This is a genomic window from Bacteroides sp. An322 (genome assembly GCF_002161765.1).
GTDB classification, from domain to species: Bacteria; Bacteroidota; Bacteroidia; order Bacteroidales; family Bacteroidaceae; genus Phocaeicola; species Phocaeicola merdavium.
Genome location: NZ_NFIN01000020.1, coordinates 45,602 through 71,937, shown reverse-complemented (window position 1 = coordinate 71,937; position 26,336 = coordinate 45,602). Strand labels below are relative to the sequence as shown.

The 26,336-nt window shown below is 44.5% G+C and carries 21 protein-coding genes and 5 tRNA genes; 17 read left to right on the top strand and 9 right to left on the bottom strand.

Annotation, left to right across the window (positions count from 1 at the left end; all coding sequences use genetic code 11):
• Positions 1-510 precede the first annotated feature (510 nt).
• The 6 genes from B5F91_RS11025 to B5F91_RS11000 all read right to left on the bottom strand — a co-directional run bounded on the left by B5F91_RS11025 (position 511) and on the right by B5F91_RS11000 (position 10,859).
• On the bottom strand, positions 511-2,331 hold the full coding sequence (locus B5F91_RS11025; RefSeq protein WP_087429140.1) for an alkaline phosphatase family protein: 1,821 nt from the start codon (positions 2,329-2,331) through the stop codon (positions 511-513).
• Between the two features lie 29 nt (positions 2,332-2,360).
• The gene (locus B5F91_RS11020; RefSeq protein ID WP_087429139.1) at positions 2,361-2,987 is read right to left on the bottom strand and encodes a ribonuclease H family protein; all 627 of its coding nucleotides are present in this window, start codon (positions 2,985-2,987) and stop codon (positions 2,361-2,363) included.
• A gap of 147 nt (positions 2,988-3,134) precedes the next feature.
• Positions 3,135-4,928 carry an arginine--tRNA ligase gene (argS, locus tag B5F91_RS11015; protein WP_087429138.1) on the bottom strand — a complete coding sequence of 598 codons (1,794 nt, stop codon included), beginning with the start codon at positions 4,926-4,928 and terminating at the stop codon, positions 3,135-3,137.
• A 32-nt stretch (positions 4,929-4,960) separates the two neighbouring features.
• Positions 4,961-6,439: a cysteine--tRNA ligase gene (gene cysS / locus B5F91_RS11010; RefSeq protein WP_087429137.1), complete on the bottom strand. Its 1,479-nt coding sequence runs from the start codon at positions 6,437-6,439 to the stop codon at positions 4,961-4,963.
• A 68-nt stretch (positions 6,440-6,507) separates the two neighbouring features.
• Positions 6,508-8,451 carry a glycoside hydrolase family 97 protein gene (locus B5F91_RS11005; protein WP_087429136.1) on the bottom strand — a complete coding sequence of 648 codons (1,944 nt, stop codon included), beginning with the start codon at positions 8,449-8,451 and terminating at the stop codon, positions 6,508-6,510.
• Positions 8,452-8,522: 71 nt separating this feature from the next.
• Positions 8,523-10,859, bottom strand: coding sequence for a sugar-binding domain-containing protein (locus B5F91_RS11000; protein ID WP_343210834.1), 2,337 nt, complete (start codon positions 10,857-10,859; stop codon positions 8,523-8,525).
• 152 nt (positions 10,860-11,011) lie between these two features.
• Here B5F91_RS11000 and mnmA point away from each other — a divergent pair, with 152 nt between their 5' ends.
• Positions 11,012-12,175, top strand: a complete 1,164-nt coding sequence (gene mnmA, locus B5F91_RS10995; RefSeq protein ID WP_255376670.1) for a tRNA 2-thiouridine(34) synthase MnmA — start codon at positions 11,012-11,014, stop codon at positions 12,173-12,175.
• A gap of 215 nt (positions 12,176-12,390) precedes the next feature.
• Here the strand turns inward: mnmA and B5F91_RS10990 are convergent, their stop codons facing one another.
• The gene (locus tag B5F91_RS10990; protein WP_087429133.1) at positions 12,391-16,047 is read right to left on the bottom strand and encodes a PL29 family lyase N-terminal domain-containing protein; all 3,657 of its coding nucleotides are present in this window, start codon (positions 16,045-16,047) and stop codon (positions 12,391-12,393) included.
• Positions 16,048-16,462: 415 nt separating this feature from the next.
• On the opposite strand from B5F91_RS10990, the gene B5F91_RS10985 reads away from it, so the two are divergent.
• Positions 16,463-17,488 carry an aminotransferase class I/II-fold pyridoxal phosphate-dependent enzyme gene (locus B5F91_RS10985; protein WP_087429132.1) on the top strand — a complete coding sequence of 342 codons (1,026 nt, stop codon included), beginning with the start codon at positions 16,463-16,465 and terminating at the stop codon, positions 17,486-17,488.
• 90 nt (positions 17,489-17,578) lie between these two features.
• On the opposite strand, the gene B5F91_RS10980 is transcribed toward B5F91_RS10985, so the two are convergent.
• Entirely contained in the window at positions 17,579-18,091 is a 513-nt protein-coding gene (locus B5F91_RS10980) for a gamma carbonic anhydrase family protein (RefSeq protein ID WP_087429131.1), read from the bottom strand.
• A gap of 54 nt (positions 18,092-18,145) precedes the next feature.
• Positions 18,146-19,933 (bottom strand): aminopeptidase P family protein, encoded by a 1,788-nt coding sequence (locus tag B5F91_RS10975; protein WP_087429130.1) that lies wholly within the window; start codon positions 19,931-19,933, stop codon positions 18,146-18,148.
• A gap of 166 nt (positions 19,934-20,099) precedes the next feature.
• On the opposite strand from B5F91_RS10975, the gene rpsU reads away from it, so the two are divergent.
• The 15 genes from rpsU to rplL all read left to right on the top strand — a co-directional run bounded on the left by rpsU (position 20,100) and on the right by rplL (position 26,318).
• A complete protein-coding gene (rpsU, locus tag B5F91_RS10970) occupies positions 20,100-20,291 on the top strand; it encodes a 30S ribosomal protein S21 (protein WP_087429129.1) in 192 nt (63 codons plus the stop codon).
• 75 nt (positions 20,292-20,366) lie between these two features.
• Complete coding sequence (locus tag B5F91_RS10965; protein ID WP_087429128.1) at positions 20,367-21,245, top strand: tyrosine-type recombinase/integrase; 879 nt, start codon at positions 20,367-20,369, stop codon at positions 21,243-21,245.
• 15 nt (positions 21,246-21,260) lie between these two features.
• Positions 21,261-21,560: a ribosome-associated translation inhibitor RaiA gene (gene raiA, locus B5F91_RS10960; RefSeq protein ID WP_013618471.1), complete on the top strand. Its 300-nt coding sequence runs from the start codon at positions 21,261-21,263 to the stop codon at positions 21,558-21,560.
• A 93-nt stretch (positions 21,561-21,653) separates the two neighbouring features.
• Positions 21,654-21,727, top strand: a tRNA-Thr gene (locus tag B5F91_RS10955).
• 18 nt (positions 21,728-21,745) lie between these two features.
• A tRNA-Tyr gene (locus tag B5F91_RS10950) sits at positions 21,746-21,828 on the top strand.
• 11 nt (positions 21,829-21,839) lie between these two features.
• Positions 21,840-21,912 (top strand) — tRNA-Gly (locus B5F91_RS10945).
• Between the two features lie 18 nt (positions 21,913-21,930).
• Positions 21,931-22,002: transfer RNA gene (locus tag B5F91_RS10940), tRNA-Thr, on the top strand.
• Between the two features lie 50 nt (positions 22,003-22,052).
• Entirely contained in the window at positions 22,053-23,237 is a 1,185-nt protein-coding gene (gene tuf, locus B5F91_RS10935) for an elongation factor Tu (RefSeq protein ID WP_087429127.1), read from the top strand.
• 58 nt (positions 23,238-23,295) lie between these two features.
• A tRNA-Trp gene (locus B5F91_RS10930) sits at positions 23,296-23,368 on the top strand.
• A 16-nt stretch (positions 23,369-23,384) separates the two neighbouring features.
• Positions 23,385-23,579, top strand: a complete 195-nt coding sequence (gene secE / locus B5F91_RS10925; protein WP_022040815.1) for a preprotein translocase subunit SecE — start codon at positions 23,385-23,387, stop codon at positions 23,577-23,579.
• A gap of 14 nt (positions 23,580-23,593) precedes the next feature.
• Positions 23,594-24,136 (top strand): transcription termination/antitermination protein NusG, encoded by a 543-nt coding sequence (gene nusG, locus B5F91_RS10920; RefSeq protein WP_087429126.1) that lies wholly within the window; start codon positions 23,594-23,596, stop codon positions 24,134-24,136.
• A 63-nt stretch (positions 24,137-24,199) separates the two neighbouring features.
• Entirely contained in the window at positions 24,200-24,643 is a 444-nt protein-coding gene (gene rplK / locus B5F91_RS10915) for a 50S ribosomal protein L11 (protein ID WP_013618475.1), read from the top strand.
• A gap of 16 nt (positions 24,644-24,659) precedes the next feature.
• Positions 24,660-25,358, top strand: coding sequence for a 50S ribosomal protein L1 (gene rplA / locus B5F91_RS10910; protein ID WP_087429125.1), 699 nt, complete (start codon positions 24,660-24,662; stop codon positions 25,356-25,358).
• A gap of 16 nt (positions 25,359-25,374) precedes the next feature.
• Positions 25,375-25,890 (top strand): 50S ribosomal protein L10, encoded by a 516-nt coding sequence (gene rplJ, locus B5F91_RS10905; RefSeq protein ID WP_087429124.1) that lies wholly within the window; start codon positions 25,375-25,377, stop codon positions 25,888-25,890.
• Positions 25,891-25,940: 50 nt separating this feature from the next.
• Positions 25,941-26,318, top strand: a complete 378-nt coding sequence (gene rplL / locus B5F91_RS10900; RefSeq protein ID WP_087429123.1) for a 50S ribosomal protein L7/L12 — start codon at positions 25,941-25,943, stop codon at positions 26,316-26,318.
• The last annotated feature ends 18 nt before the right edge of the window (positions 26,319-26,336 follow it).

Genomic DNA, 26,336 nt, shown 5'->3' with positions numbered 1-26,336 from the left:
ACCATCGATTACGAATTCCTTGCTGAAACCGCAGAAGCTATGGTACAGATTGCATTCATCCAAATCATGCTTAACAAATTTATCGAATGAAATCAAAACAGCTTCTAAATACTTTTTTCTCATAACAAAATAAATTTAATTTATAAATTAAAAAACTCAAATCGTTCTAACTCAAGTCGTTACAAACAATTCCCTAATCTGCTGAAACTCCCGAATCCTTTTGTCTTGTAACCGCGCCGGAAACTGACGTGGGTATGGTTAAGTGGTTGATAAATAACGCATTAATAAATGATTCCGGAAAGCCCGGAACTCACGCGGCGCAAATATGTGCCGGTTTTGTAGTCCAAAACCTGACGTAAAAAGGGAAATAATGATTGAGAAAGGGATATATGATGGCAATGAATAGGTATAAAAAAGCACAGATTCCTGTGACTTTTGCATAAAGATTGTTAAAATCTTGTTTGCTGAAGTTACAGGAATCTGTGCAAAGAATTTAACTATTTGATAGTATTAACGTGTACCTAAATCATCGTATGAACTTTGCAAAATGGCTTTTCCTCTTAGAATACGGTTTTTATTGGCTGAAGGACGTTCTATAATCGGACGGTCTGCATTTAGATCCATAACTGTTACACCAGTACTATCTGCGAAAGCGTATCCTCCTCCGAAACTCCAATAGGCAAAGGGATAGGTATATTCTATTCCTAATACATTCCGGCTGAAATTGAAATCATTATGATTGATATTCAATTGTGCAAGAAGTGTGGCGGCAAGGTCTGATTGGTTCATAATACGGTCGATAACCATGGGGTGTTTTATGGCGCCGCCTACCCAAAGCATAGGAATGTGGTGAATACGATCGTCATGTCCATGCCCGCTATTATCTGGATAATAAAAACCATGGTCGGGCAAACAAATTACCAGTAAATCTTTCCATATCGGACTTTGTTTCAGTTTATCAATAAATTGCCCTAGACAATGGTCTGTATAGGCGAAAGCATTGGGTTTTGCTTCCGGCAAACGGTGGTAAGGTACTTCAAATGGCTCGTGACTGCTAAGCGTAAGGAATGTTGTATGCCACGGTGTTTCTTTGCGTTCTGTCAATGTTTGGTATAGATGCTCAAAAGTGATGTCATCATTTACCCCCCATGCATTTTGATGTTGTTCCAAAGGGAAATCAGTATTTGCCGTTAATTTCTGGTATCCGCTTTGCAACAAATAGCTTTTCATATTGGTGAAATTTATGTCTCCTCCATATAGAAAATCAGTATGATAACCTTCTTCTACTAATTTCCCTGCAATGGAAGGAAGTGTACGGCTTTTTGCTGGAATTTTCATGACCGATAAATCAGGAAAACTTTGGTAGCCACTTAATGCACAAATAGTTCCCCGGTCAGTGCGGAAACTATTAGCATAACAATTTGTAAACCAGATACCTTCTTTTGATAAACGGTCAATGTTCGGACTGACTCCTTTTTCTCCTCCTAACGATTCGACCATGGTTGCTCCAAATCCTTCCAATAATACAATCAGTATATTAGGACGTTGCGTATTGAGTAATTCTACTGTATTTTCTCCTTTTGTCGGATAAAGTCCATTAAATAAAGTCTTACGTTCGTTCTCATTAAAATAATCGAATTGTTGGGCATAATCTTTAGTTTTGCTTATAGAGGCTAACAAGCTGAATGCCGGATTGATAGCCGAATGATTCAGAAATTCATCATTGCAGAAATACACTTGCCCGATGTTACTGGTTGATTCGCTTACGCCTCCTCGGATAACTAGAAAAATTAGTCCACCTATTAATAAGGAAATCAATGTAGAAACTATTTTTTGTTTAACACGGGGTAAATAACGTGGAGTAATATTGTATAAAATCCATGTTATAAGTCCAGAGAGCAAGAGAATAATCAGGAAACGGATAATAATGAACCCCACTGATACACTAGCGGCTGCATTTTTCGGCGAGTCAAGATAAAAGAAAACTGAGGCATCGAGCTTGAAGTTCCAAAATGGATACAAGCACATATCGCCTACAAAAATGAGGGATGTGACAAGACTAATGAGGATATAATATATAAGAAGTATCCTTCGAAGCGGAAATTTCTTGAACCAAATGCTGATACCGATAATGAGCCAAGGCAAAGCGATGAGATAGCCTGTAGTGGCGGCATCTAAACTGATGCCATGCCAAATGACATGGAAATAGTCGAGTGTAGAAACTCCTCTTCCAATTGCATCGTTATAGAACATGAATCCCGGCTTTTGCGCCATGAAAAACAATAAGATAACGGCAAAGAAGCCGATAAGATAAGCAAGTCTTTTTTTCATTTCTTAATCTGTAGTGACATTGATTAAATTTATTTGCGTCCAAAATCAGCCGGAATTTCGCCCCATTTCTCGGTTTCCCATTTTAGTAAAGGCGTGGTATAAGTATTTTCTTGCAGCCACTTTTCAGCGCGTTCTATCAAACGGAACAGTTCCTCTGTCTGAGTTGTTCGTTCTAATTTGGTTTTACATTTCTTTTGTTTTATCCAAATCAAGGCATTCCGGCTATCTGAATAAACAGGCATCTGAATGTCTTTTTGCTTCAATAAAGCAAGGGCATGTACGATAGCAAGAAATTCTCCGATGTTGTTTGTTCCGTAAACAGGACCGAAGTGGAAGATTTCTTGACCGGTCATTAGATACACGCCCCGATATTCCATTGGTCCCGGATTGCCGCTGCATGCTGCATCTACGGCAAGGCAATTCAAATCAAAGTCGGCTGGTAATCGTTTTTCAAGGGACTGATTGGCTGTATCTTTCTTTGCTTGCAGATAAAAGTGTGGAGGAGTAATCAAAGCCTTTTCAGCTTCTTCACGGGTATCAAACGACTTATATAAAGCACCCTTGTATCCCTTTATTTGCAATTGGCAAGCCGTCCACGAATCATACACGCCCGGTGTTACACCTTTCCAGACAACGTAATATTTCTTCTTTCCCATATGACTTATTTTTCACCACAGATTACACAGATTTAGATTATTAATAATTAAGAGTGAATAATGAATAACGATATATTGTTGCCTTATTAACTATTAATTGTTCATTATTAATTAGTTAAATCTGTGTAATCTGTGGTGACTTAAGATTTACATACGCTCAGGCACTTCGATGCCTAGTAATCCCATGGCTTCTTTCACAATCTTGCCTACGTTCTGACTCAAAGCAAGGCGGAAGATTTTCAATGCTTCGTTTTCTTCACGCAGAATGCTAAAGTCGTGATAGAATTGATTGTATTCTTTTACCAAGTCGTATGCATAATTGGCAAGGATAGACGGATTATAGTCTGTGCCGGCTTGGGCTACCGTAACGGTAAAATCAGAAAGCATCTGAATCAGACCTTCTTCTTTTGCAGTCAGTTCAATGCCAGTCGGAATGACCTCCGGAATTGTGATGCCTGCTTCGGTTGCCTTGCGTAAAATAGATTGAATACGGGCATACGTATATTGGATGAACGGACCGGTATTTCCGTTGAAGTCGATAGACTCTTTCGGATTAAAGGTCATGTTCTTGCGTGCATCTACTTTCAAAATGAAATATTTCAATGCGCCCAATCCTACGATGCGGGCAATGTCATCAGCCTCTTCCTGAGTCAGTCCATCCAGTTTCCCTAGTTCATTGCTGGTTTCTTTAGCGGTCTGAATCATGGCTTCCATAAGGTCGTCGGCATCTACTACAGTACCTTCGCGGCTCTTCATTTTTCCTTCGGGCAATTCCACCATACCGTATGAGAAGTGAACCAAGTCTTTGCCCCATTCGAAGCCTAACTTATCAAGAAGGATGGAGAGTACTTGGAAATGATAATTTTGCTCATTTCCTACCACATATATCATCTTGTCTATCGGATAATCGGCAAAACGTTGTTCGGCAGTACCGATATCTTGTGTCATGTAAACCGAAGTTCCGTCGGCACGGAGCAGGAGTTTTTGGTCTAATCCTTCGGAAGTAAGGTCAGCCCATACCGAACCGTCTTCCTTGCGGTAGAAAAGTCCTTTTTCCAGACCTTCCAATACTTTCTTTTTCCCTTCCAGATAGGTATTCGATTCATAATAGATTTTGTCGAAGCTGACACCCATCATTTTATAGGTCTCGTCAAATCCAGCATAGACCCAGTTGTTCATTTTTTCCCAAAGGGCACGCACTTCGGGGTCGCCTGCTTCCCATTTGCGGAGCATTTCGCGGGCTTCCAGCATCAAGGGTGATTGGGCTTCAGCTTCTTCTTTGCTCAATCCTTTTTCCATTAGTTCGGCTACTTCTGCCTTATAATGCTTATCGAAAGCTACGTAATAATCACCTATCAGGTGGTCGCCTTTTTTACCCGATGATTCAGGAGTCTCTCCATTGCCGTATTTCAGCCATGCCAACATGGATTTGCAGATATGAATACCGCGATCGTTTACGATGTTGGTTTTTACTACACGATTGCCATTAGCTGCCATGATATTAGCTAGTGCATTACCCAGCAGATTGTTGCGCACATGTCCTAAATGGAGCGGCTTGTTGGTGTTGGGTGATGAATATTCAATCATTACCAGCGGAGCTTTCTCATCGGCTTTGCGGATACCCCATTGCGCATCGGCATGAATACGGTTCAGCAAATCAATCCATACATCTGAAGCAATGGTCAGATTAAGGAATCCTTTGATTACGTTATAATCGGCAATAGCAGGTTCATTTGTTTTCAGGTATTCGCCGATTTCCTGTCCGGTTTGTTCCGGTCCTTTTTTCGAAAGTTTCAGGAAAGGGAATACTACCACCGTGAGGTGACCTGCAAACTCTTTCTTCGTCTTTTGCAGCTGTACCATGGCGGGGGTAATATCCGCCCCGTACAATTTTTTCACTCCGTTAATAACGGAAGCCGTAAGTTTGTCTTCTATCTTCATTCTGTATATCTGAGTAAGATCTATGAATACCTTTATTTATTCAATCTCCAGGTGAAGCCGTCTTTCGTGTCCTTTACTTCGAAGCCGAGGGCAGACAGGTTATCGCGGATTTTGTCGCTCGTAGCCCAGTCTTTGTTGGCTTTCGCCTTCATGCGTTCTTCCAGCAACATGTCTACTACTTTGCCGAAGGCTTCTTCGCGGGCGGCATTGTTTTCGCTTTCTTCCTTCAAGCCCAAGATGTCGAAGGCAAAGAGTCGGAATACGCTCTTCAGTTCTTCTAAATCCTCGGCGCTGATGGTGGCTTTCTTGTCGACTAACGTATTAATCATGCGGATAGCATCGAAGAGATGTGAAATGACTATCGGTGTGTTCAAGTCATCGTTCATTGCCTCGTAGCATTTCTCACGAAGCCCTGCAGGTTCGATGCCTGATGTGGCTTTCGACGGAGTGATGCGGTCGAGGTTCTTGATGCCTTCCAAGAGGCGTTCCAGTCCTTTCTCGGCGGCTTGTAGGGCTTCGTTGCTGAAGTCTACCGTGCTACGATAATGCGCTTGCAGGATGAAGAAACGGATGGTCATCGGCGAGTAGGCTTGTGTCAAGAGTTGGTTTGAGCCTGTAAAGAACTCTTCCAAGGTGATGAAATTGCCCAACGACTTGCCCATCTTCTGCCCGTTGATGGTAATCATGTTGTTGTGCATCCAATAGCGCACCATTTGATGGCCTTCGGAAGCTACGGCTTGTGCTATTTCGCATTCGTGATGCGGGAATATCAGGTCCATGCCGCCTCCGTGGATATCGAAGGTTTCTCCTAAATACTTACGTCCCATTGCCGTACATTCGCAATGCCAGCCGGGGAAACCGTCGCTCCAAGGCGAGGGCCAGCGCATGATATGTTCGGGTTGCGCGCATTTCCAGAGGGCGAAATCGGCTGGGTTATGCTTTTCTTCTTGTCCGTCCAGTTCGCGGGTCGTATTGAGCACATCATCCAGATTGCGTCCCGAAAGTATGCCGTAATGATGGTCTTTGTTGTATTTCGCTACATCGAAGTACACCGAGCCTTGGCTTTCGTAAGCGTATCCGTTTTTCAGAATCTCTTCTACCAACCGGATTTGCTCGATGATGTGTCCTGAAGCGTGCGGCTCAATGCTGGGCGGAAGCACGTTGAGGGCTTCCATTGCTTTATGATAACGGATGAGGTAATATTGCACCACTTCCATCGGCTCCAATTGTTCCAGCCGCGCTTTCTTGGCAATCTTGTCTTCGCCATCATCGGCATCGTGTTCCAAATGGCCTACATCGGTGATGTTGCGCACATAGCGCACCTTATATCCCAAATGATTCAGATAACGGAACAGGATATCGAACGTAATGGCAGGACGAGCGTGTCCCAAGTGTGCGTCGCCATAAACGGTAGGGCCGCACACATACATTCCCACGTGAGGAGCGTGCAAAGGAACGAACGGTTCCTTTCTGCGGCTCAACGTATTGTAAATAATCAGTTTATTTTCCATAATCCTCTTTATTTGATAGGGCTACAAAAGTAGCTAAAAAGGGAATAGCAACCAAAAAGCGAACGCATTTATTTTACCAAGATGATTCCGCCTTCGGGCTGGATTTCCACTTTCACCTTTTCCGGTTTCTTGATTTCCATGTCTTTGAGTTGCGGAGCACGGTCTTTCGTATCTGAATAATACGATACCTTATCGCCCTTTTGACACATCGGGAGATTCAGTTCTAACTTCAACGGCTCTTTCCGGGCATTGATTCCGGCGATATACCAACGGTCTCCGCACCGGCGTGCCAATACAACGTATTTGCCCGGATAACCGTCGAGGAATACGGTTTCATTCCACGTGGTAGGCACTTCTTTCAGGAAATCGAGTGCCAATTGGGGCGCATCGGTCAGGTTATTGGGCGTAATGGCAAAGTTCTGAATCGGGTTTTGGAAGAGAACCGCCGTGGCAAGCTGGAAGATATCTGTGGTCTTGCGGATGCTTCCTCCATCGTTGGTGCGGTTATAACGCTTGTTCAGGAACGTGCCTCCGAATTCCATACATCCCACCGTATTGCGGATAAACGGATGCAGGCAAGCGTTGAACGCTTCCATATCATCGAAATGTTGCTGGAATACCAAGTTCTCCGAAGCCAATACCGCTTCGCTTCCTACATAGTTAGGATACATGCGTTCCCAGCCGCGGGGTAGGGTGCAACCATGGAAAATAACCATCAACCCGTAATCGTCCGCATCGCTCAGAATGGCTTCATACAGGCGCATGGTCTCTTGCTTATCGCCTCCGAAGAAGTCCACTTTAATGCCTTTCACGCCAATCTTCTTCATCCATTTCATCTCCTGCTTGCGAGGAATCGGATTGTCCATCCGGTTGGTCGGACCTTGAACAATGTCATTCCAATAACCGCTGGAGCTATACCATAAGAATACATCCACCTTTTTAGAGTGCGCATATTCCACGAGTTTTTCCATGCGCTCGTGTCCGATGTTCGTATCCCACCAGTTATCAATCAATACGTATTGGAATCCCATAGCCGAGGCAAGGTCGATGAAACGCACTTGGTCTTCGTAATTGATGCTGGCATCTTGCCATACAATCCAACTCCACGTGCCTTTACCGTATTTATAGGTATGTTCCGAAGTGAAGCGAGGCTCTACGACATCCCAAGGCACGGTGGTTTCCACTATCGGCTTCAGGTTATCGCCCACCGTAATTGTGCGCCAAGGAGTCGTGCCCGGCAAAGCCAGCCCAGCCGTAGCACTCCCGTTTCCGTTATTTTCTTCGGGCATGGGGAAAGCGATGGTGAAGCGTCCTTCGGTATCGGCATCGCTCAGATGCGAAGCGCAATACTTCGAGTCTACTCCCGTTTCGCTAACCAATACCCAACCGTCATTCCCGATGCGGAACAAGCCTGGGAAGGTGAATCCGTGTCCGTATTGCGAACGCTGGGTGAGGGGAGCGTCGGGCGTGTATTCTTCTTCATAGCTGGGCTTGGTACGCTTCCAGCCAATCATCGGGTCGCTTTGCGGGCAGAGGAAGGTCGTTGTGTACGAAGGGAAGTCGAATCCGGTCGTTTCGCTTTCGATAACAATGCTTCCGGTTTCCCCATAGCGGGGCATTTCGTAGCGGAAAGCCACATCGTTATTGCTCACCCGAAATGTAATGTCGATAGGGTTCTTGTCCGCATTCTGAAGCGTTACGGTCAGTTCGTTCGCCTGATAATCTACGTTCGAGCGTTTGATGCGGTCCAGCGTATAGCTTTCTTCAATGCTCCGGGTCTTTTGTCCCGTGTAGGTCATGCCTCGGCTGAAATCTCCTACGTTCGAGACAAAACCTAACGGAGATTTCTCCAACATCGTTTTGCCTTTATATGTTATGGAGTAGAAAGGAGTGCCTCCGTCTACCGATACGTCTACTTTAAGCTGGTTGTCCGGACCGGATACCGTGGCTTGTTGCGCCCATGCAGAAGAAGCTCCTAACGCAAGGAGGAATAAAAATGCCTGTTTTTTCATGTTTTTGTATTTACGTTAATGATGTTTTTGTTATGCTTTTCTTAAAACTTCGCGCAAGTTACGAATTTTTTTCATTCGGCTTGTATTTGGACGCTTCTTGTTTTATTCATTCCTTCCAATGTGACGCGAATATTTGCTTTGCCTTTTTTCCCGTTGGAGCGGATTACGAGCAATGCGCGTCCTTTCCACATCCGATGGGAAGTGTCGGTATAAGCGTCTTCATCTTTAATATCTGCATTGCCCAAAGCAAGGAATGAGGCGGCTCCGCTTACCCGGACCGTCAATGCATTATCGGCTATAGGAACCGTTCGCCCTTCGGCATCAATGGCCTCGATAAGGATAAACGAAAGGTCTTGCCCGTCCCGATGAATCCGTGCCCGGTCGGGTGTAAGACGGATGTCTACCGGTGTTCCAGCCGTTTCCAAAGTCTTGGATTCCATTACTTTTCCTTCCCGGATGCCTTCGGCTTTCAAAGTGCCCGGAGTATAGGGAAGCGAGAATACGGCTTTCATTTCTTCCGTGTTCTTTTCCCCAATCAATTGTTCGTTCAGGTACAGGCGGACGGAGGGGTAATGCGAATAGACTTCCATTTCTATCGGTTTCCCTTCATGTCCTTCCCAGTTCCACGATTCGAAGGTAGGCCATGTGCCCCAGAGGGTGGTTTTTACCTTGCCCCGATATCCGTCCGGCTCTTTTACGGCAAGGTAGAGATGCTCTCCTTCGGCGTTCCAAAGCATCGAACGGTAATGGCTGATAGGCTTGCGCAATCCCGTCAGGTCTATATCTCCGCAATAAGAAGCGTGCCAAGGATAGAGCGGGCGTTCGTAATGCTCGCCCGGCACATCTCCTTCGTAATACCAACGCCCGATGCCCGACTCGCCGATGTAATCCATTCCGGTCCATACGAAATCCCCGATGATATACGGATAGTCTTGTACTTTACGGAAGTTTTTCCATGCATCGTTGGGGTAGGATTCGGTTTGCATCATGATGCGTGAGGGTACACGTTGGTGGTCTCCTTCCGATTTATGAATCAAGTAATTATAGCCCACGATATCAAATGCTTCCGCCAATGGGTCGTAGATTTCCCAATCGTTGTCCCATGCAGCTAAAGCCGAGGTCACGGGACGCGTATAGTCCAGCTTCCGGCAAAGGGAAGCTAATTTGCGGGCAGTAGTGACAATTTCGATTTTCTTCCGCTCGATGACTTCGTTCCCTACGCTCCAGCAGAAGATGCTGGGATGATTCCGGTCGCGGAGCACCATGGCTTCTACGTCCCGGCTCCACCATTCATCGAACAATTCATGGTAATCGTGGGTGTTTTTCGCCTCGCGCCATCCGTCAAACGATTCGTCTATCACCAGCATCCCAAGCTCATCGCATGCCCGAAGGAAAGTTTCGGAAGGGATATTGTGTGAGGTGCGCAGGGCGTTGAATCCGGCTTTCTTTAATAATTCAACCCGATAGTATTCCGCACGGTCGTATGCCGCGGCGCCTAAGATGCCGTTATCATGGTGCACGCAAGCTCCGTTTAGCAATAAAGGCTTGTTATTCAATGTGAAACCTTCCTCGGCAGACCAGGCAATGGTGCGGAATCCGAAGGTCTCTTCTACCGTATCTTTCTCTTTTCCGTCCTCGCTCACGGTGATGTGTGCCGTATATAGATTAGGAGTGTCGGGCGACCACGGTTGGACATCGGGCAGGTTGAATGTATGTTCCACCACGGTCGGAGCGGCATCGGGAAGCAATTCCACCGTACCGCTTATCGTCCTTCCGGCTATTTCCGTACGGACTTCTACGGTTTTCTTCTCGCTTGTTTCATTCTCGATAGTGGTCTTCACGATAGCGGTATGCAGGTCGGGAGTCGTTATCTGAACGCCCCAATTTGCCACGTGCACAAGGTCGGTCTGCATGAGCCATACGTTGCGGTAAATGCCTGAGCCTGAATACCAACGGCAATTCTTTTGCTTGGAGTTGTCTACCCGCACGGCTATCGTGTTCTCTCCAGCCTTGATATACGGGGTGATGTCTACAAAGAACGAGGAATATCCATAGGGCCAGCCTCCCGCATGTTCTCCATTAATATATACCTCCGAATGCATGTAAACGCCTTCGAAGTAAAGTTGGAATTTCTTCCCATTGATGTCTTTGGGCAACTCGAATGTTTTGCGGTACCAGCCTATTCCGGTAGGCAGATAGCCTCCATCGTTTCCGGCAGGTGCTTCCTTATCGAATCGTCCTTCGATGCTCCAGTCGTGCGGAAGGGTTAAAGTCCGCCATGCCTTGTCATCAAACGTTCCGGCTTTGGCTTCGGGCGTGTCTCCCAATTGGAATTTCCAGCCTTCATTGAATAATTGCTTTCTCGAAGATGCTGAGGCAAATACAGCCAGCATCAGCAGGGCACACATAAAAAATGTACGTTTCACTCTCATCGTTTGTTCCGGATTTGAAAGGTTATTTGGACTACAAATTTACAAAAATCCCTTAAACACACAAATCTATTTATTAATACATGTTATAAAACAGCATTTTCTTCCTCATTTGTTTGCAGATACAGGAAATGTCCGTATCTTTGCAATGTGTTTTTCATAGTATTAGATTTAAGGTTAACAAAGGTTGGAGTACAGCGGTACTCCTTTTTTTATGTCCATACGTTATGAAAGAGGAAAAAGACAAGCGCGTATTATTAGGAATGAGCGGAGGAACGGATAGTTCGGTGGCGGCTATCCTCTTGCAAGATGCCGGTTATGAAGTGACCGGTGTGACGTTCCGTTTTTATGAGAAGGAGGGCGATACGGCTTACCTCGACGATGCGCGCGAACTCTGCTCCCGCCTGCATATTCCTCATCTTGTCTATGATGCGCAAGAGGTTTTCCGCAAGCACATTATCACGTATTTCATCGATGAATACCTGAAAGGGCGCACGCCCGTGCCTTGCACCTTGTGTAATAATCGCTTGAAATGGCCTCTTCTTCAACGCCTTGCCGATGAGCGGGACATTCCTTTCATTGCTTCCGGACACTATGTGCAAAAACGCCTCATCGGGGAGTGTTGGCACATCACCCAAGGAGCCGACCCCGATAAAGACCAGTCGTTTTTCCTTTGGGGGCTTCCGCAAGACATTATCGCTCGGATGATTCTTCCCTTGGGAAACCTTACCAAGACCCGTGTGCGTGAAATCGCTTCCGAACGGGGCTTCCTGAAAGTGGCGTCCAAGCGGGATAGCCTTGGCGTGTGTTTTTGCCCCGGAGATTACCGCACCTATCTGCGTAGGCACACGCAAATAGGTGACATCGCTCCCGGACCTATCTTCGATGAGCAACGCAACTATATGGGTACGCACGAGGGATATCCGTTCTATACCATCGGGCAACGCCGTGGGTTGGGCGTCTATCGGAACAAAGCCCTCTTCGTGAAAGAAATCCTTCCGGAGGAGAATGCCGTTATCCTTGCCGATAACCTCCGCTCCTTAGAGCATCGGGCTTTCTATCTCTCGCATTGGCACCTGCCCAATCCCGAAGCGGTATTCGCCTCGCAAGAACCGCTTATCGTGAAGATACGCTACCGCAAGCAAGCCAACCGGTGCTCGGTCTCCCTCACTCCCGAAAACCGCCTGTATGTCCATTTGCATGAACCATTAGCTTCTATCGCATGCGGGCAAGCTGCGGTGTTCTATCAGGACGACGTTGTTTTGGGCGGAGGGATAATTGATAGCGTAGATTGATTCTTATCCTAATTCATAACCTTTTAAGTAAGTGAAAAAATGAAGCAAGCTTCATCGCCCTACGAAGCCTGCTTCGTAAGCCGATGCACCCGTATGAATTGGCTGATGAAGCCGTATGTGTTTTTTGAGGGATATAAATAAAAGAGGGTGCATCATTTTGACGCACCCTCTTCTTAATAAGCGATTAGATTGATTTTCGCTGCATCTACATCAGATTAGTTGTGTAAAGTTCTGTTTACAGTACCGTCAATCCAAATAACCAATGTTTCTTGGCTCCATTTGTGAACAACCTTAACCGGAACTTTGATGTCGAATGTAACGACTGTACCAGTATTGTTGGTGTAAGTCAACTGACCGTAGTAGTCAACAATTTGGCTCCAAGGTGAGCCTGCTGCAGGAGCACCAGTAAGTCTAACCGGAGTTGTATAACCGTTATCTACTACTGTGCCACCACGTACTACATGGAATTCAACATCCAACGATGTATCTTTCAAAGGTTTCCATTCACCTGAGATATTGGTATAAATATCTTCAGGATTAACTGTAATGTCAGATACTTCATAGTAGTTATAGTAATCCAAGTTATTAGCAAACTGCAATGTTCTCCAATCATAGAAGTTAACCAAGTCTGCCAAGTTAACTTTTGTACCTTCGGTATTACCGTCACGTGCATCTTCGAATGCGATAGGTTCACCTGGATTAGTATATACCGGTTTCAGGATTTCAGTACCGAATTCAGGATTCTGCAACGGCAGGTATGCGCCACATTCTTCATTGAATGGTGCTACACCGATTGTTACATCCAAAGTAGCTTTCAGCAGTTCAGCGGCAGCAGCAGCGTCTGTATTCTTACCAGACCATTCTTCCGGAACATTCAGCAAATCTTTTGCAACTGCATTATTTTCCAACTGCAACCATACACCGTGCTTTCTTGTATGACCGCTTTCGAGGTTATAAATCAAGCTAGCAATCTTTGTGCGTGATCCAGTTCCAACAGGTGTTGCATACAATGCTGTATTCATGAATTCATAATCAATTCCCAAATTAGCAGGGTCGGTAGCTAACATTACAGGATTGTTTTCAGTATCGTTGTCTACAGACAAGATGTATTCTTTTTGTGCATAAACAGGGTTACCGCTTGCGTCGAATCCTGAAATGTACTGTGTACCAGGAACTTTCTTGTTGTTATTATTCAATGCGAAATAATAATAGTAAGCCAACTTATCGTCAGTGAACGAGCTGAAATTGCCATCTGTATTCCATGACTGAGCAGGATTCCAAGCTGCCGGAATGATATCGAATGTAGGAGCGTTTTCGTTACGGTTCCAGCATACATTGTCAGCTCCTGGCCATGTACCACCGATGTAATCTTGTCCTAAATCAGAATGTCCAGTCTTATTCAGTTCGAAGCGGCTGTCGATTTCAAAATAGAAGTCACAATCTGCAGTCTTTACATCAGTTGTCGTATTAGGCACTTCAACATTAGCGTGTATGAACTGACGGTCTGCTACTGGAATAGCATCGTTCGATTCATTCATGCTGTTTTCTGCATACCAGTATTTAGCTAACTTGTTAGCCATGATAGCTTGCGGATAACGCAATTCGATAGAGATAGGCAGGTAAACCGGTTCTTTATTGAAGTTCGAGTTGCCCAGATATTTCTTCGGTGTGTACTTCACATATCTGGTTTCAGTAACTACCGGATATGTCGGGTCGTTTACACATTGTACGAAGTCTGCACGATCCAAAGTCCAAGACAATACATCGGTTGTTTCAGCACCGTCGTCGCCCAATTCGTTGATAACACCAACATGACTTGCTGTTTCGTAGATAGGTTGACCGTTAACGTCTTGCTTATCTGTCTTAATCCATTGAGTTACACTACCGTCTGCATTCTTCACGATTTCATACAAAGCATCGAATGTTTCTTTCGAAGTACCGCCTTCTGATACTACACCTGCAGCATTCAAAAGCTTCATTTCGATAGCATGCCATGCAATCTTCTTGGTAGCTTCACCACAGCTGTAATAGTATTCACCTAAGTCGAACGGCTCTGTCTCAATCGGAGTTTCAGGATATACGATTTTGAACTTGATATAACCTACAGATACGATGCGGTTGTTGACAGTATCGGTCAATTCCACACGAATCAAAGGCGTACGTCCTACAGAAGCGATAGATTCACCTAACAAGCTTTCATCTGCTTCTGAATCAATGATGTCGGTGTCGCTATTTGATCTAACACCACATGGATAGATATAAGTATCTCCGTATTCGCCATTCGGCTTTTTCAAGATACTATGATTTTGTGATTGCTCTGTTTGGTTATCACCAATAGTGAACCGCACTTGTTCGAAGTTATACTTCATACCGTGTGCTTTCAGTTCATCTTCAGTCCATGCATAAGTGCTTTGTGTGTTCCAAGAACGTTGAGAGTTTGCACCTACGTGTGTGGTAACCAATTCATTCAAATTGATACCGCCTTTATTATTATAAGCGATTTCCACAGTTGCAGATTGTTCTGCTGCATCTTTCACGTCGTCATACAAATGTCTTCCGCCTTCCAACGGAGTCTTATGAACTGTTTCAGGACCTACCACTTTGTCTGTTTCGAATTGCGGTGTCTTGATGATATAGTCATTAGCATAAGAAGAATTTTCGTATGCAATAGCTTCTACCGCAATCTGTGAAGCATATACCGATGCAAAAGTAGAAGTAATCACTTCTGTTTCGTCTTCATCTAACGGAGCCTGGATAGCCAAATCAGTAATTTGTTTAGGATCGTTTACTGCAGGATAGAAGATGCCAAGATCATAACGGTCAACAGTTTCTTGTGTTTTTACTTTCTTACCATCCATAGTAAGACCTACCAGCATCTTGCCATCCTCAACATCTTGGAACACAGCTGTAGGATCAGAAGCGGCAGCTCTGCCTCTTTGAGTAGCTACAAAATCCAAATCATTAGAAACGACATTTAAGTTTTGCTGTGTGTACTCTGGAACAATGGCTGTAGTAGGATCCATGTGATATTCTTTCGTATAAGTCGGGTTGAGGAATTCCCATCCTTGAGCTTGGATTGTTGTTTCCTTTACCGTATACTTCTCTTCACGTTCTTCATAACCTACAGCTGTTTGGATTTGGTGAACAAGCATGCCGCCTTGCGTTCCTTCACTTATAGAATAAGGTTTATAAGGAATATAGATGTATTCCATAGCATTGTTACCGTCAAGTACCATTTCAGGCTCATAAATTAGAGCTCTCAAATCGGCATCCAACGTAATGACTACAGGCTCATCAGTACCTTCTACACCGTCTAAAATCAAAGAACCTTCATCCCAAATGGCAGTCAAGCCGCTTCCGCTAACTTTCCAAGAGGTATCAGTAACTTCTTTTGACTCTGTTCCATCAGCAGCAACGGATACTTTTACCCAATAACCATTTTCTTCACCGTTCACTCCTGGATAGTAATAAACAGAAGCTGAGCCAGAACCGTCACCGCCAGGAGTTCCCGGTTCACCTTGCTCACCTTTTTCACCACGGGAAGGCTTGCCGGAATCTACACCGTCTAAGAACCAATTGCCGTTTTCGCCAATTGTAACGATAGTTCCCGGTTTTCCATCCGCACCATTAGTCAGTTCAAAAGAATTACCATTACTTAATGTGACAACTACACCTTGATCGGTTTTTTGCACATCAGTAATTACTGCTCCTTTTTGAATCTGTGATTGAAGGTCTTTGACCAGACTTTCTACGGCTTCCACACGCTGTGTAAGACCGCTGATGTCTTCGTCATAGTCCTTGCAAGACTGGAACGTTCCTGCAGAGAGCAATAACGTTCCGATCAAAAGTGCACTTAAATACTTTTTTCTCATAACAAAATAAATTTAATTTATAAATTAAAAAACTCAAATCGTTCTAACTCAAGTCGTTACACAACCGCCACACCCCTTCGCCCCTTCCCGTGTTTTCTCACGTCAGTAGCCGCGCCGGAAACTGACGTGGGTGTGGTTAAGTGGTTGATAAATAACGCATTAATAAATGATTCCGGAAAGCTCGGAACTCACGCGGCGCAAATATGTGCCGGTTTTGTAGTCCAAAACCTGACGTAAAAGTTCGAAATAAGTGCCTGATATTGTATGCTTTACAAGAAGTGGAAAGTTAAAAGTCTATAAAAGTTGAACGGACGGTTTTTCTTTTTATCTTTGCATCGTTATTGCTTTAAAGAAGATATATGAATGGGTAATTTTGAGATAGAGGATAAAATAGGTTTAATATAAAATAGAAGACATGCAACACTTTGAGAGTGATTATTTGGAAGGGGCTCATCCGTTGATTTTAGAACGGTTGATGCAGACGAATATGGAGAAGACTCCGGGGTATGGAACGGATTGTTATTGCGAAGCTGCGCGGGAAAAGATACGTCGGGTGTGCAATGCGCCTGATGCGGAAGTGCATTTTATGGTGGGTGGTACGCAGACCAATGCCACGATGATAACGGCGATGCTTCGTCCGTATGAGGGGGTGATAGCAGCCGAAAGCGGGCATATTAACCAGCACGAAGCGGGTGCCGTTGAGGCTGGCGGGCATAAAGTGTTGGCATTGCCTCATACAGAAGGCAAGCTTTCGGCAAAGGATGTTGACCGTTACATAACAGATTTTTATCAAGGTCCAAGCTGGAGCGCGATGGTAGCACCGGGTATGGTGTACATTTCGCATCCTACGGAATACGGTACGCTTTATACATTGGATGAATTGGAAGCTCTGTCGGAGGTATGTCGCAAGCATCATGTACCTTTGTTCTTGGATGGCGCACGTTTGGGATATGCTTTGGCGGCTACTGGCACGGATGTGACATTAGAGGCAATCGCTTCGCTTTGTGATGTGTTTTATATCGGAGGTACAAAAGTCGGGGCATTGTTTGGCGAAACGGTGGTTCTTCCTCGCCCGGGAGTGGTGAAACAATTGGATACGATTATCAAGCAACGCGGTGTATTGTTGGCTAAAGGGCGTTTGCTCGGACTTCAGTTTGATACTCTCTTTACCGATGGACTTTATGTGCGTATCGCCCGGCATGCCATTGAATTAGCGGATAAGATTGTGAAGGCATTGAAAGAGAAAGGCTATCGTTTCCTGATAACTCCTCAGACGAACCAGTTGTTTGTGGTAATGGAAAACGAGCAATGGAAACGCATCTCGTCTCAGGCAGGTTTGGAAGTTTGGGAATATCCGGATGAGCATCATACCGCAGTACGTATTGCCACCAGTTGGGCAACACAAGAAGAAGATGTGGATGCGCTGATTGAAATGCTTTAAAAATTGAAAAATGAAGAATGTCCGCATTTTACCAAATTATCTGTAGGGGCAGACCCCGCCCCTACATTGTCACTTTGCGGATGTTCATTCTTACTTGTACCATGAGGCATACATTAAGTATCCGTTCGCAATCTTTTGATTCAACTCTTTGCTTTGGGCAGGGTCTACTTTCTTGATGAACTTTGCCGGGACACCTCCCCAAAGGGTATGCGGCTCAATAATGGTATTGGAAAGCACCAATGCTCCGGCGGCTACGATTGCGCCTTCACCCACTACGGCATGGTCGAGTAGGGTAGCTCCCATACCGATGAGGGCATTATCGTGGATGCAAGCTCCATGCAGGGTGACATTGTGTCCGATAGATACATCATCGCCGATTTCTACGGTTGATTTCTCATAAAGCGTATGCAGGACACTTCCGTCTTGAATGTTGACCCGGTTCCCGATGCGAATGGAGTTGACATCTCCCCGCAGGACAGTATTGAACCATACGCTGCAATCGTCTCCCATGACAACGTCGCCAATGATAGTGGCGTTATCGGCAAGGAAACAATTCTTTCCTATTTGAGGCGTGAATCCTCGTACTGATTTGATTAGAGCCATTTTGTTAGTGAATAGTGAATAATTAATAATGAATAGTGATTGGGGTGAATATGCTTAGATTTCGCAAGTCGCTTTCGCCAGCCATGCTTGTTCTTCTTCATTGAGCAGGGGGCTGAGTTGGGCATAGATATGTGCGTGATATTCGTTCAGCCATTGCTTTTCATCGGGTGTCAACATCTCGGTGCGGATAGGAGTCTTGTCTATCGGACAGAGTGTTAACGGCTCGAATTTATAGAATGGTCCGAATTCGGTAGTTTGGCTTTCTACGATGAGCATGGTGTTTTCGGTACGTACACCATATTCTCCAGCACGGTAAATGCCCGGTTCATTGGTAAGGGTCATGCCGGGTAGGAGAGGGGTGGGGATGTGGTTCATGCGTATTTGATGAGGCCCTTCGTGGACGTTCAGGTAATGTCCTACGCCGTGTCCGGTGCCATGCCCGTAATTGATTCCGGCTTTCCACATGAATTGGCGTGCCAATACATCCAGTTGGGTGCCGCAAGTTCCATTCGGGAATTCGGCTTGCGAGAGGGCAATGAATCCCTTTAATACTAAGGTGTAGTCGGTGCGTTGTGCTTCAGATACCGGACCGAGGGCAATGGTACGGGTGATGTCGGTTGTTCCGTCGGTATATTGCGCTCCGCTATCCAATAGGAGAAGCCCTTCCGGCTTTAATGTGGAAGCCGATTCGGGAGTCGCTTCATAATGGACGATGGCTCCATGTGCTTGGTAACCGGCTATGGTGTCGAAGCTAATTCCTTGGAACATATCTTGTTGCGAACGGAATTCGTATAATTTCTTATCGATGCTGACTTCGGTTTCCTCTCCGCTTTTTACGGCTTGCTCCAGCCACATCAGGAAGCGTACCATTGCCACGCCGTCGCGCTTCATCGCTTCGCGGAAGCCTTCGATTTCGGTCCTGTTCTTGATAGCCTTTATGTATTTGACGGGCGAAGGAGCGTGGATGATAGAAACCGAAGGAGGAATGGTCTTGTATAAAGCGTAATTCGTTTCATTGCTTAACAAGATGCTTTCCCCTTTAAGGTGAGCGATTTCATCGGCTATTTCGGAATAGTCTTTGACCTGTACTCCGTTGGCTGAGAGGTATGCGCTCACTTCGGGAGTAAGCTTCCGGGGTGAGATGAATAGGGTGGCTTGGTCGGCGGTGATGAGCAGGTAGCTGATAAATACCGGATTGCAATGCACGTCGCTCCCTCTGAGGTTGAGCGTCCAGGCTATTTCGTCAAGTGCCGAAACCAGTGTGCTGCCTCCTTTGCATTTCGTCATAAGGTCACGGACCTCTTGTATCTTTTCTTGAACGGATATGCCTGCGTAAGCCAACGGAAGTATATGCACCGGGTTATCCGGCAGGCTGGGACGGTCTTTCCATATATATGCGAACGGGTCTTCAGTAATTGTAAGTTGTAAGTCGTAAGATTTGAGGTCATACTTTAGGTTTATTGTATCTGTGGAGGTATGTACCCAGCCGTCGATTCCCACTTTGCTTCCGGCGGGGAGCACGCTTCCTAACCATTCGGGGATAGAAGGCGTTTCGGGCATCCGTTCTTTGAATAAAAGGATGCCTGTGTCTTTAAGTTGCTCTTCCGCTTGCAGGAAGTAGCGCGAGTCGGTCCAAAGTCCTCCTATATTATATAAGGTGATAACCGCGGTCCCAGCAGAGCCTGTAAATCCTGAAATCCATTTGCGCGATTCCCAATGTTCGGGCACGTATTCGCCCGAATGCGGGTCGGTGCTGGGGACGATGAAGGCTGCAAGTCCGTTTTCTTGCATAAAGGCGCGCAACGCTTCGATTCTTTCTCTTATTTCTTTCTTTGTATTCATGCTTTTGCGTGTTAAGGTTCGTTTATGGAAAACAAAGATACGATTTCTTCGCCATATTTGATAAAATCTGACGGAAAGTTTTGTAAATAAAGAAAGTATATGTAATTTTGCGCCGCGAATTGACTACGCAAAATAATTTAATAACAACATATTAATTTTTTAAAACATGATTATCGTACCAGTAAAAGAAGGCGAAAACATTGAAAAAGCGCTGAAGAAATTCAAAAGAAAATTTGAAAAAACAGGTGTTGTAAAAGAATTGAGACGCAGACAACAGTATGACAAACCGTCTGTTTTGAAGAGATTGAAGATGGAACGTGCTATCTACGTTCAAAAAATGCATCAAGTAGAAGAATAATTTCCGCGAAATTCTTTGAATTATTGAATTCTTTTTCATAAATTCGTTGCTGTAAATGATAAAGGCGATATTTTTATGTTGAAAGAATCTTTCTTGAGGTATCTTCGGTTCGAAAAGAACTATTCCGAGAAGACGGTAGTCAGTTACGGAATCGACCTTTCGGGCTTTGAGGCATACTTTAAGGCGATGGATGAAACATTGGACTTTGTTACGGTTGACGCGGATATCATTCGGGGATGGGTCGTCTCATTGATGGATGAAGGCTATGCCGCTTCTTCGGTAAACCGGAAACTGAGTTCGCTGCGCTCTTTTTATCGTTATCTGTTGCGGGAAAAGGTGGTTTCGGAGGACCCTGCCCGAAAGGTGCTGGGGCCAAAGAAGAAGAAACCGTTGCCTGTGTTCGTGAAAGAAGCCGATATGGACAGATTGCTTGACGCTGAATGCGGAAACGATTTTGAAAGCATCCGGAATAAGGCAATTATAGCTGTTTTTTACGAAACCGGCATCCGTCTCTCGGAACTGATAGGCTTGAAAGACGCGGATGTGGACTTCTCGGCGGGCACCATTAAGGTGACAGGAAAGAGGAATAAGCAACGTGTGATTCCTTTTGGCGAGGAATTGAGGAATATCTTGCATCTTTATCTTTCTGCAAGAAATGAATATTGCCAGGCGGGATGCGAAGCGTTTTTTATCCGGAAGGAAGGAAAGGCGATGTATCCGAGTATGGTATATTTATTGGTGAGACAAAATTTGTCGAAAGTAGTTACGTTGAAGAAGCGGAGTCCTCACGTGTTGAGGCATTCCTTTGCGACGGCGATGCTGAATAATCGGGCGGAGCTGGAATCGGTGAAGGAGCTGTTGGGGCACGAGAGCTTGACTACGACTGAAATCTATACGCACACGACTTTCGAAGAATTAAAAAAAGTTTATCAACAAGCTCATCCAAGAGCGTAAAAAAAGGAGGTTTTTATGGAAGTAAGAATTCAATCGATTCATTTCGACGCATCTGAGAGACTGGAAGCTTTTATCCAGAAGAAGGCAGAGAAGTTAGAAAGATTTTGCGATAATATAAAGAAAGTAGAGGTGTCATTAAAAGTAGTAAAACCGGAAACGGCTATGAATAAGGAAGCCGGTGTGCGCGTATTGGCGTTGAATACCGAGTTTTACGCTGAAAAAGTGTGTGATACATTTGAAGAATCCATCGATGTTTGTATGGAAGCCTTGTCGAAACAATTGCTGAAAGCAAAAGAAAAACTGCAAGGAAAATAAAAAAAACACGGTAAAAGTTTTGTGATTCAAAAAATATAGCTAACTTTGCAGCCGCTAAGCTACGAAAGCGGTGTGGCTGCAAAGTTTTAATTTGCCTCTTTAGCTCAGTTGGCCAGAGCACGTGATTTGTAATCTCGGGGTCGTTGGTTCGAATCCGACAAGAGGCTCGAAGTAAAAGAAAAGTTGGGCAAATACCAGAGTGGCCAAATGGGGCAGACTGTAAATCTGCTGGCTTACGCCTTCGGTGGTTCGAATCCATCTTTGCCCACTTGATGACATGCGGAAGTAGCTCAGTCGATAGAGCATTAGCCTTCCAAGCTGAGGGTCGCGGGTTTGAGTCCCGTCTTCCGCTCTCTTTCTTTTCTTCTTTGCTGTTATAGCTCAGCGGTAGAGCACTTCCTTGGTAAGGAAGAGGTCCCGGGTTCAAGTCCCGGTAACAGCTCGTGAATATGTAAAAGCTGATTATTAATCAAAATAAATAAAAGTAAAGCTATGGCTAAAGAGAAATTTGAACGTTCGAAACCGCATGTAAACATCGGTACGATTGGTCACGTTGACCACGGAAAAACAACCTTGACCGCTGCTATCACTACAGTATTGGCAAAGAAAGGTCTCTCTGAATTGCGTTCTTTCGATTCTATCGATAACGCTCCTGAAGAAAAGGAACGTGGTATCACTATCAACACTTCTCACGTTGAGTATGAAACTGCAAACCGTCACTATGCACACGTTGACTGTCCGGGACACGCCGACTATGTAAAGAACATGGTAACTGGTGCTGCTCAGATGGATGGTGCTATCATCGTAGTTGCTGCAACTGATGGTCCGATGCCTCAAACTCGTGAACACATCCTGTTGGCTCGTCAGGTAAACGTACCGCGTCTGGTTGTATTCTTGAACAAGTGCGATATGGTTGACGATGAAGAAATGCTGGAATTGGTAGAAATGGAAATGCGTGAATTGTTGTCATTCTATGACTATGATGGTGACAATACTCCGATTATCCGTGGTTCTGCATTGGGTGCATTGAATGGTGTTCCAGAATGGGAAGCTAAGGTAATGGAATTGATGGATGCTGTTGATACATGGATTCCTCTGCCTCCGCGTGATATTGATAAACCGTTCTTGATGCCGGTTGAAGACGTATTCTCAATCACTGGTCGTGGTACTGTTGCTACTGGCCGTATCGAAGCTGGCCGCGTTAAAGTAGGTGACGAAGTTGAAATCCTTGGTTTGGGTGAAGACAAGAAGTCAGTTGTAACTGGTGTTGAAATGTTCCGTAAAATTTTGGACGAAGGCGAAGCTGGTGACAACGTAGGTCTGTTGCTCCGTGGTATCGACAAGAACGAAATCAAACGTGGTATGATTCTTTGCCACCCGGGTCAGGTTAAGGCTCACTCTAAGTTCAAAGCTGAGGTTTATATCTTGAAGAAAGAAGAAGGTGGTCGTCACACTCCGTTCCACAACCACTATCGTCCTCAGTTCTATCTGCGTACTATGGACTGTACAGGTGAAATCACTTTGCCGGAAGGAACAGACATGGTAATGCCGGGTGATAACGTAACTATCACTGTAGAATTGATTTACCCGGTTGCATTGAACGTAGGTTTGCGTTTCGCTATCCGCGAAGGTGGACGTACAGTAGGTGCTGGTCAGATTACTGAAATCCTTGACTAATTAGCAAGTTAAATCATTTATCATATAGTTCCCGGACTAGTTTTCGGGAACTATTTTTACGGGAATAGCTCAGTTGGTAGAGCATCGGTCTCCAAAACCGAGTGTCGGGAGTTCGAGCCTCTCTTCCCGTGCTAAATTGATACGAATATGTTTAAAAAGATAACGAATTATTGTAAAGAATCTTATGACGAACTAGTCCATAAAGTATCGTGGCCTACTCGTAAAGAACTTTCTAGTAGTGCAGTAGTTGTTTTATATGCTTCCCTGCTTATTGCACTCGTTGTTTTTCTTATGGATTCTGCCTTCCAGTTTATCATGGAAGATGTTATCTATCCGCACTAATAAACAGTTAGAGAATGTCTGAGATTGAAAAAAAATGGTACGTGCTTCGTGCTGTGAGTGGTAAGGAAACCAAGGTGAAAGAGTATATCGAAGCAGAAATGCGGAATACTGACCTTGGCGAATACGTATCTCAGGTGTTGATCCCTACCGAGAAGGTGTATCAGGTTCGCAATGGTAAAAAGATTGTGAAGGAGAGAAGTTACCTTCCTGGTTATGTCTTAGTGGAAGCTGCATTGGTTGGTGAAGTTACTCATCAGTTGAGAAACATTTCTAACGTAATCGGTTTCTTGGGCGGTTTGGATCATCCGGTACCTTTGAGACAATCAGAGGTTAATCGTATATTGGGTACGGTAGACGAATTGCAGGAAGTAAGTGAGGACGCAAATGTGCCTTACGTTGTAGGAGAAACAGTGAAAGTTTCTGTCGGACCGTTTAGCGGATTCAGTGGTGTCATTGAAGAAGTGAGTGCGGAAAAACGGAAATTGAAAGTAATGGTCAAGATATTCGGGCGGAAGACTCCGCTTGAATTAGGCTTTACGGATGTGGAAAAGGAATAAAGGCATTCTGTTACGTGCTGCTATTCCCTTCGTTGAATTATTTTTATATTAAAAATTAAAGAAATGGCTAAAGAAGTTGCTGGACTAATCAAATTACAGATTAAAGGAGGCGCTGCAAATCCATCTCCTCCCGTTGGACCTGCCTTAGGTTCTAAGGGTATTAACATTATGGAGTTTTGCAAGCAATTCAACGCCAGAACCCAGGACAAGGCAGGTAAAGTATTGCCTGTTATCATTACCTACTACACAGACAAGTCTTTTGACTTCGTGATTAAGACTCCTCCTGTAGCTATTCAGTTGCTTGAGGCTGCGAAGATTAAGAGTGGTTCTGCTGAGCCGAATCGTAAGAAAGTTGCAGAGTTGACTTGGGATCAAATCCGTACGATTGCTCAGGATAAGTTGGTTGACTTGAACTGTTTTACTGTTGAGGCTGCTATGACAATGGTAGCAGGTACAGCTAGAAGTATGGGTATCGCTGTAAAAGGTGACTTCCCGGGTAATAACTAATTAACTTCAATTGATAATGGGTAAACTGACAAAAAAACAAAAGTTGGCTGCAGAGAAAATTGAAGCAGGGAAAGCATACTCACTGAAAGAAGCTTCTGAATTGGTAAAGGAAATCACTTTTACTAAATTTGATGCTTCGTTAGATATTGACGTACGTTTAGGTGTAGATCCTCGTAAGGCTAACCAGATGGTAAGAGGTGTTGTATCTCTGCCTCATGGAACAGGTAAGCAGGTTCGTGTACTTGTTTTGTGTACGCCGGATGCTGAAGCTGCTGCAAAAGAAGCAGGTGCTGACTATGTTGGTCTTGATGAATATATAGAAAAGATCAAAGGTGGATGGACAGATGTGGATGTAATCATCACAATGCCGTCTATTATGGGTAAAATTGGTGCTCTTGGTCGTGTGCTCGGTCCTCGTGGTTTGATGCCGAATCCAAAGAGTGGAACTGTGACTATGGATGTAGCTAAAGCTGTTAAGGAAGTTAAGCAAGGTAAGATTGACTTTAAGGTAGATAAGAGCGGTATCGTTCATACTTCTATCGGTAAAGTTTCTTTTACTCCTGATCAGATTCGTGAGAATGCGAAAGAATTTATCGCAACTATCATTAAACTGAAACCGGCAACAGCTAAAGGTACTTATATTAAGAGCATTTATCTTTCAAGTACTATGAGTAAGGGTATTAAGATTGACCCGAAATCTGTAGATGAAAACTAATAATTAAGGAGGAATCATGAGAAAGGAAGATAAAGGCGTAATTATAGGTCAGTTGGCTGATACCGTAAAGCAATATGGACATTTCTATTTGGTAGATACAACTGCTATGGATGCAGCTGCTACTAGCGATTTGCGTAGAAAATGCTATAAAGCTGGTATCAAGTTGGTTGTTGTGAAGAATTCTTTGCTTCACAAGGCTTTGCTGAACTTGGATGTTGATTATTCACCGTTGTTTGATTCTTTGAAGGGTACGACTTCAGTAATGTTTAGTGAGGTTGCTAACGCTCCTGCAAAATTGCTGAAAGAATACAAAGAAGGTGTTCCTTCATTGAAGGCTGCATACGCAGAAGAAGGATTCTATATCGGTGCTGAACAACTCGAAGCTTTGGCAACTATCAAGAGCAAGAACGAGGTTATCGCAGATATCATTGCATTGTTGCAATCTCCGGCGAAGAATGTTGTTTCGGCTCTTCAATCAGGTGGCAACACCATTCATGGGGTTCTTCAGACACTTGCAGAACGTCCCGAATAACAACTTTAATATTTTTCAATTAGTAACAAACATTTAAATTTCATACAAAAATGGCAGATTTGAAAGCTTTTGCAGAACAATTAGTTAACTTGACAGTAAAAGAAGTTAATGAACTTGCAACTATCCTTAAAGAAGAATATGGTATTGAACCTGCTGCTGCAGCTGTTGCTGTTGCTGCTGGTCCCGCTGCTGCTGGTGCAGCTGCTGCTGAAGAAAAAACTTCATTCGATGTAGTTTTGAAGAGCGCAGGTGCTGCTAAATTGCAGGTAGTTAAGGCTGTTAAAGAAGCTTGCGGACTTGGTTTGAAAGAAGCTAAAGACTTGGTAGACGGTGCTCCTAGCACTGTAAAAGAAGGTTTGGCTAAAGATGAAGCTGAATCTTTGAAGAAAACTCTGGAAGAAGCTGGAGCTGAAATCGAACTTAAATAATATTGGCCTGTTTAACAG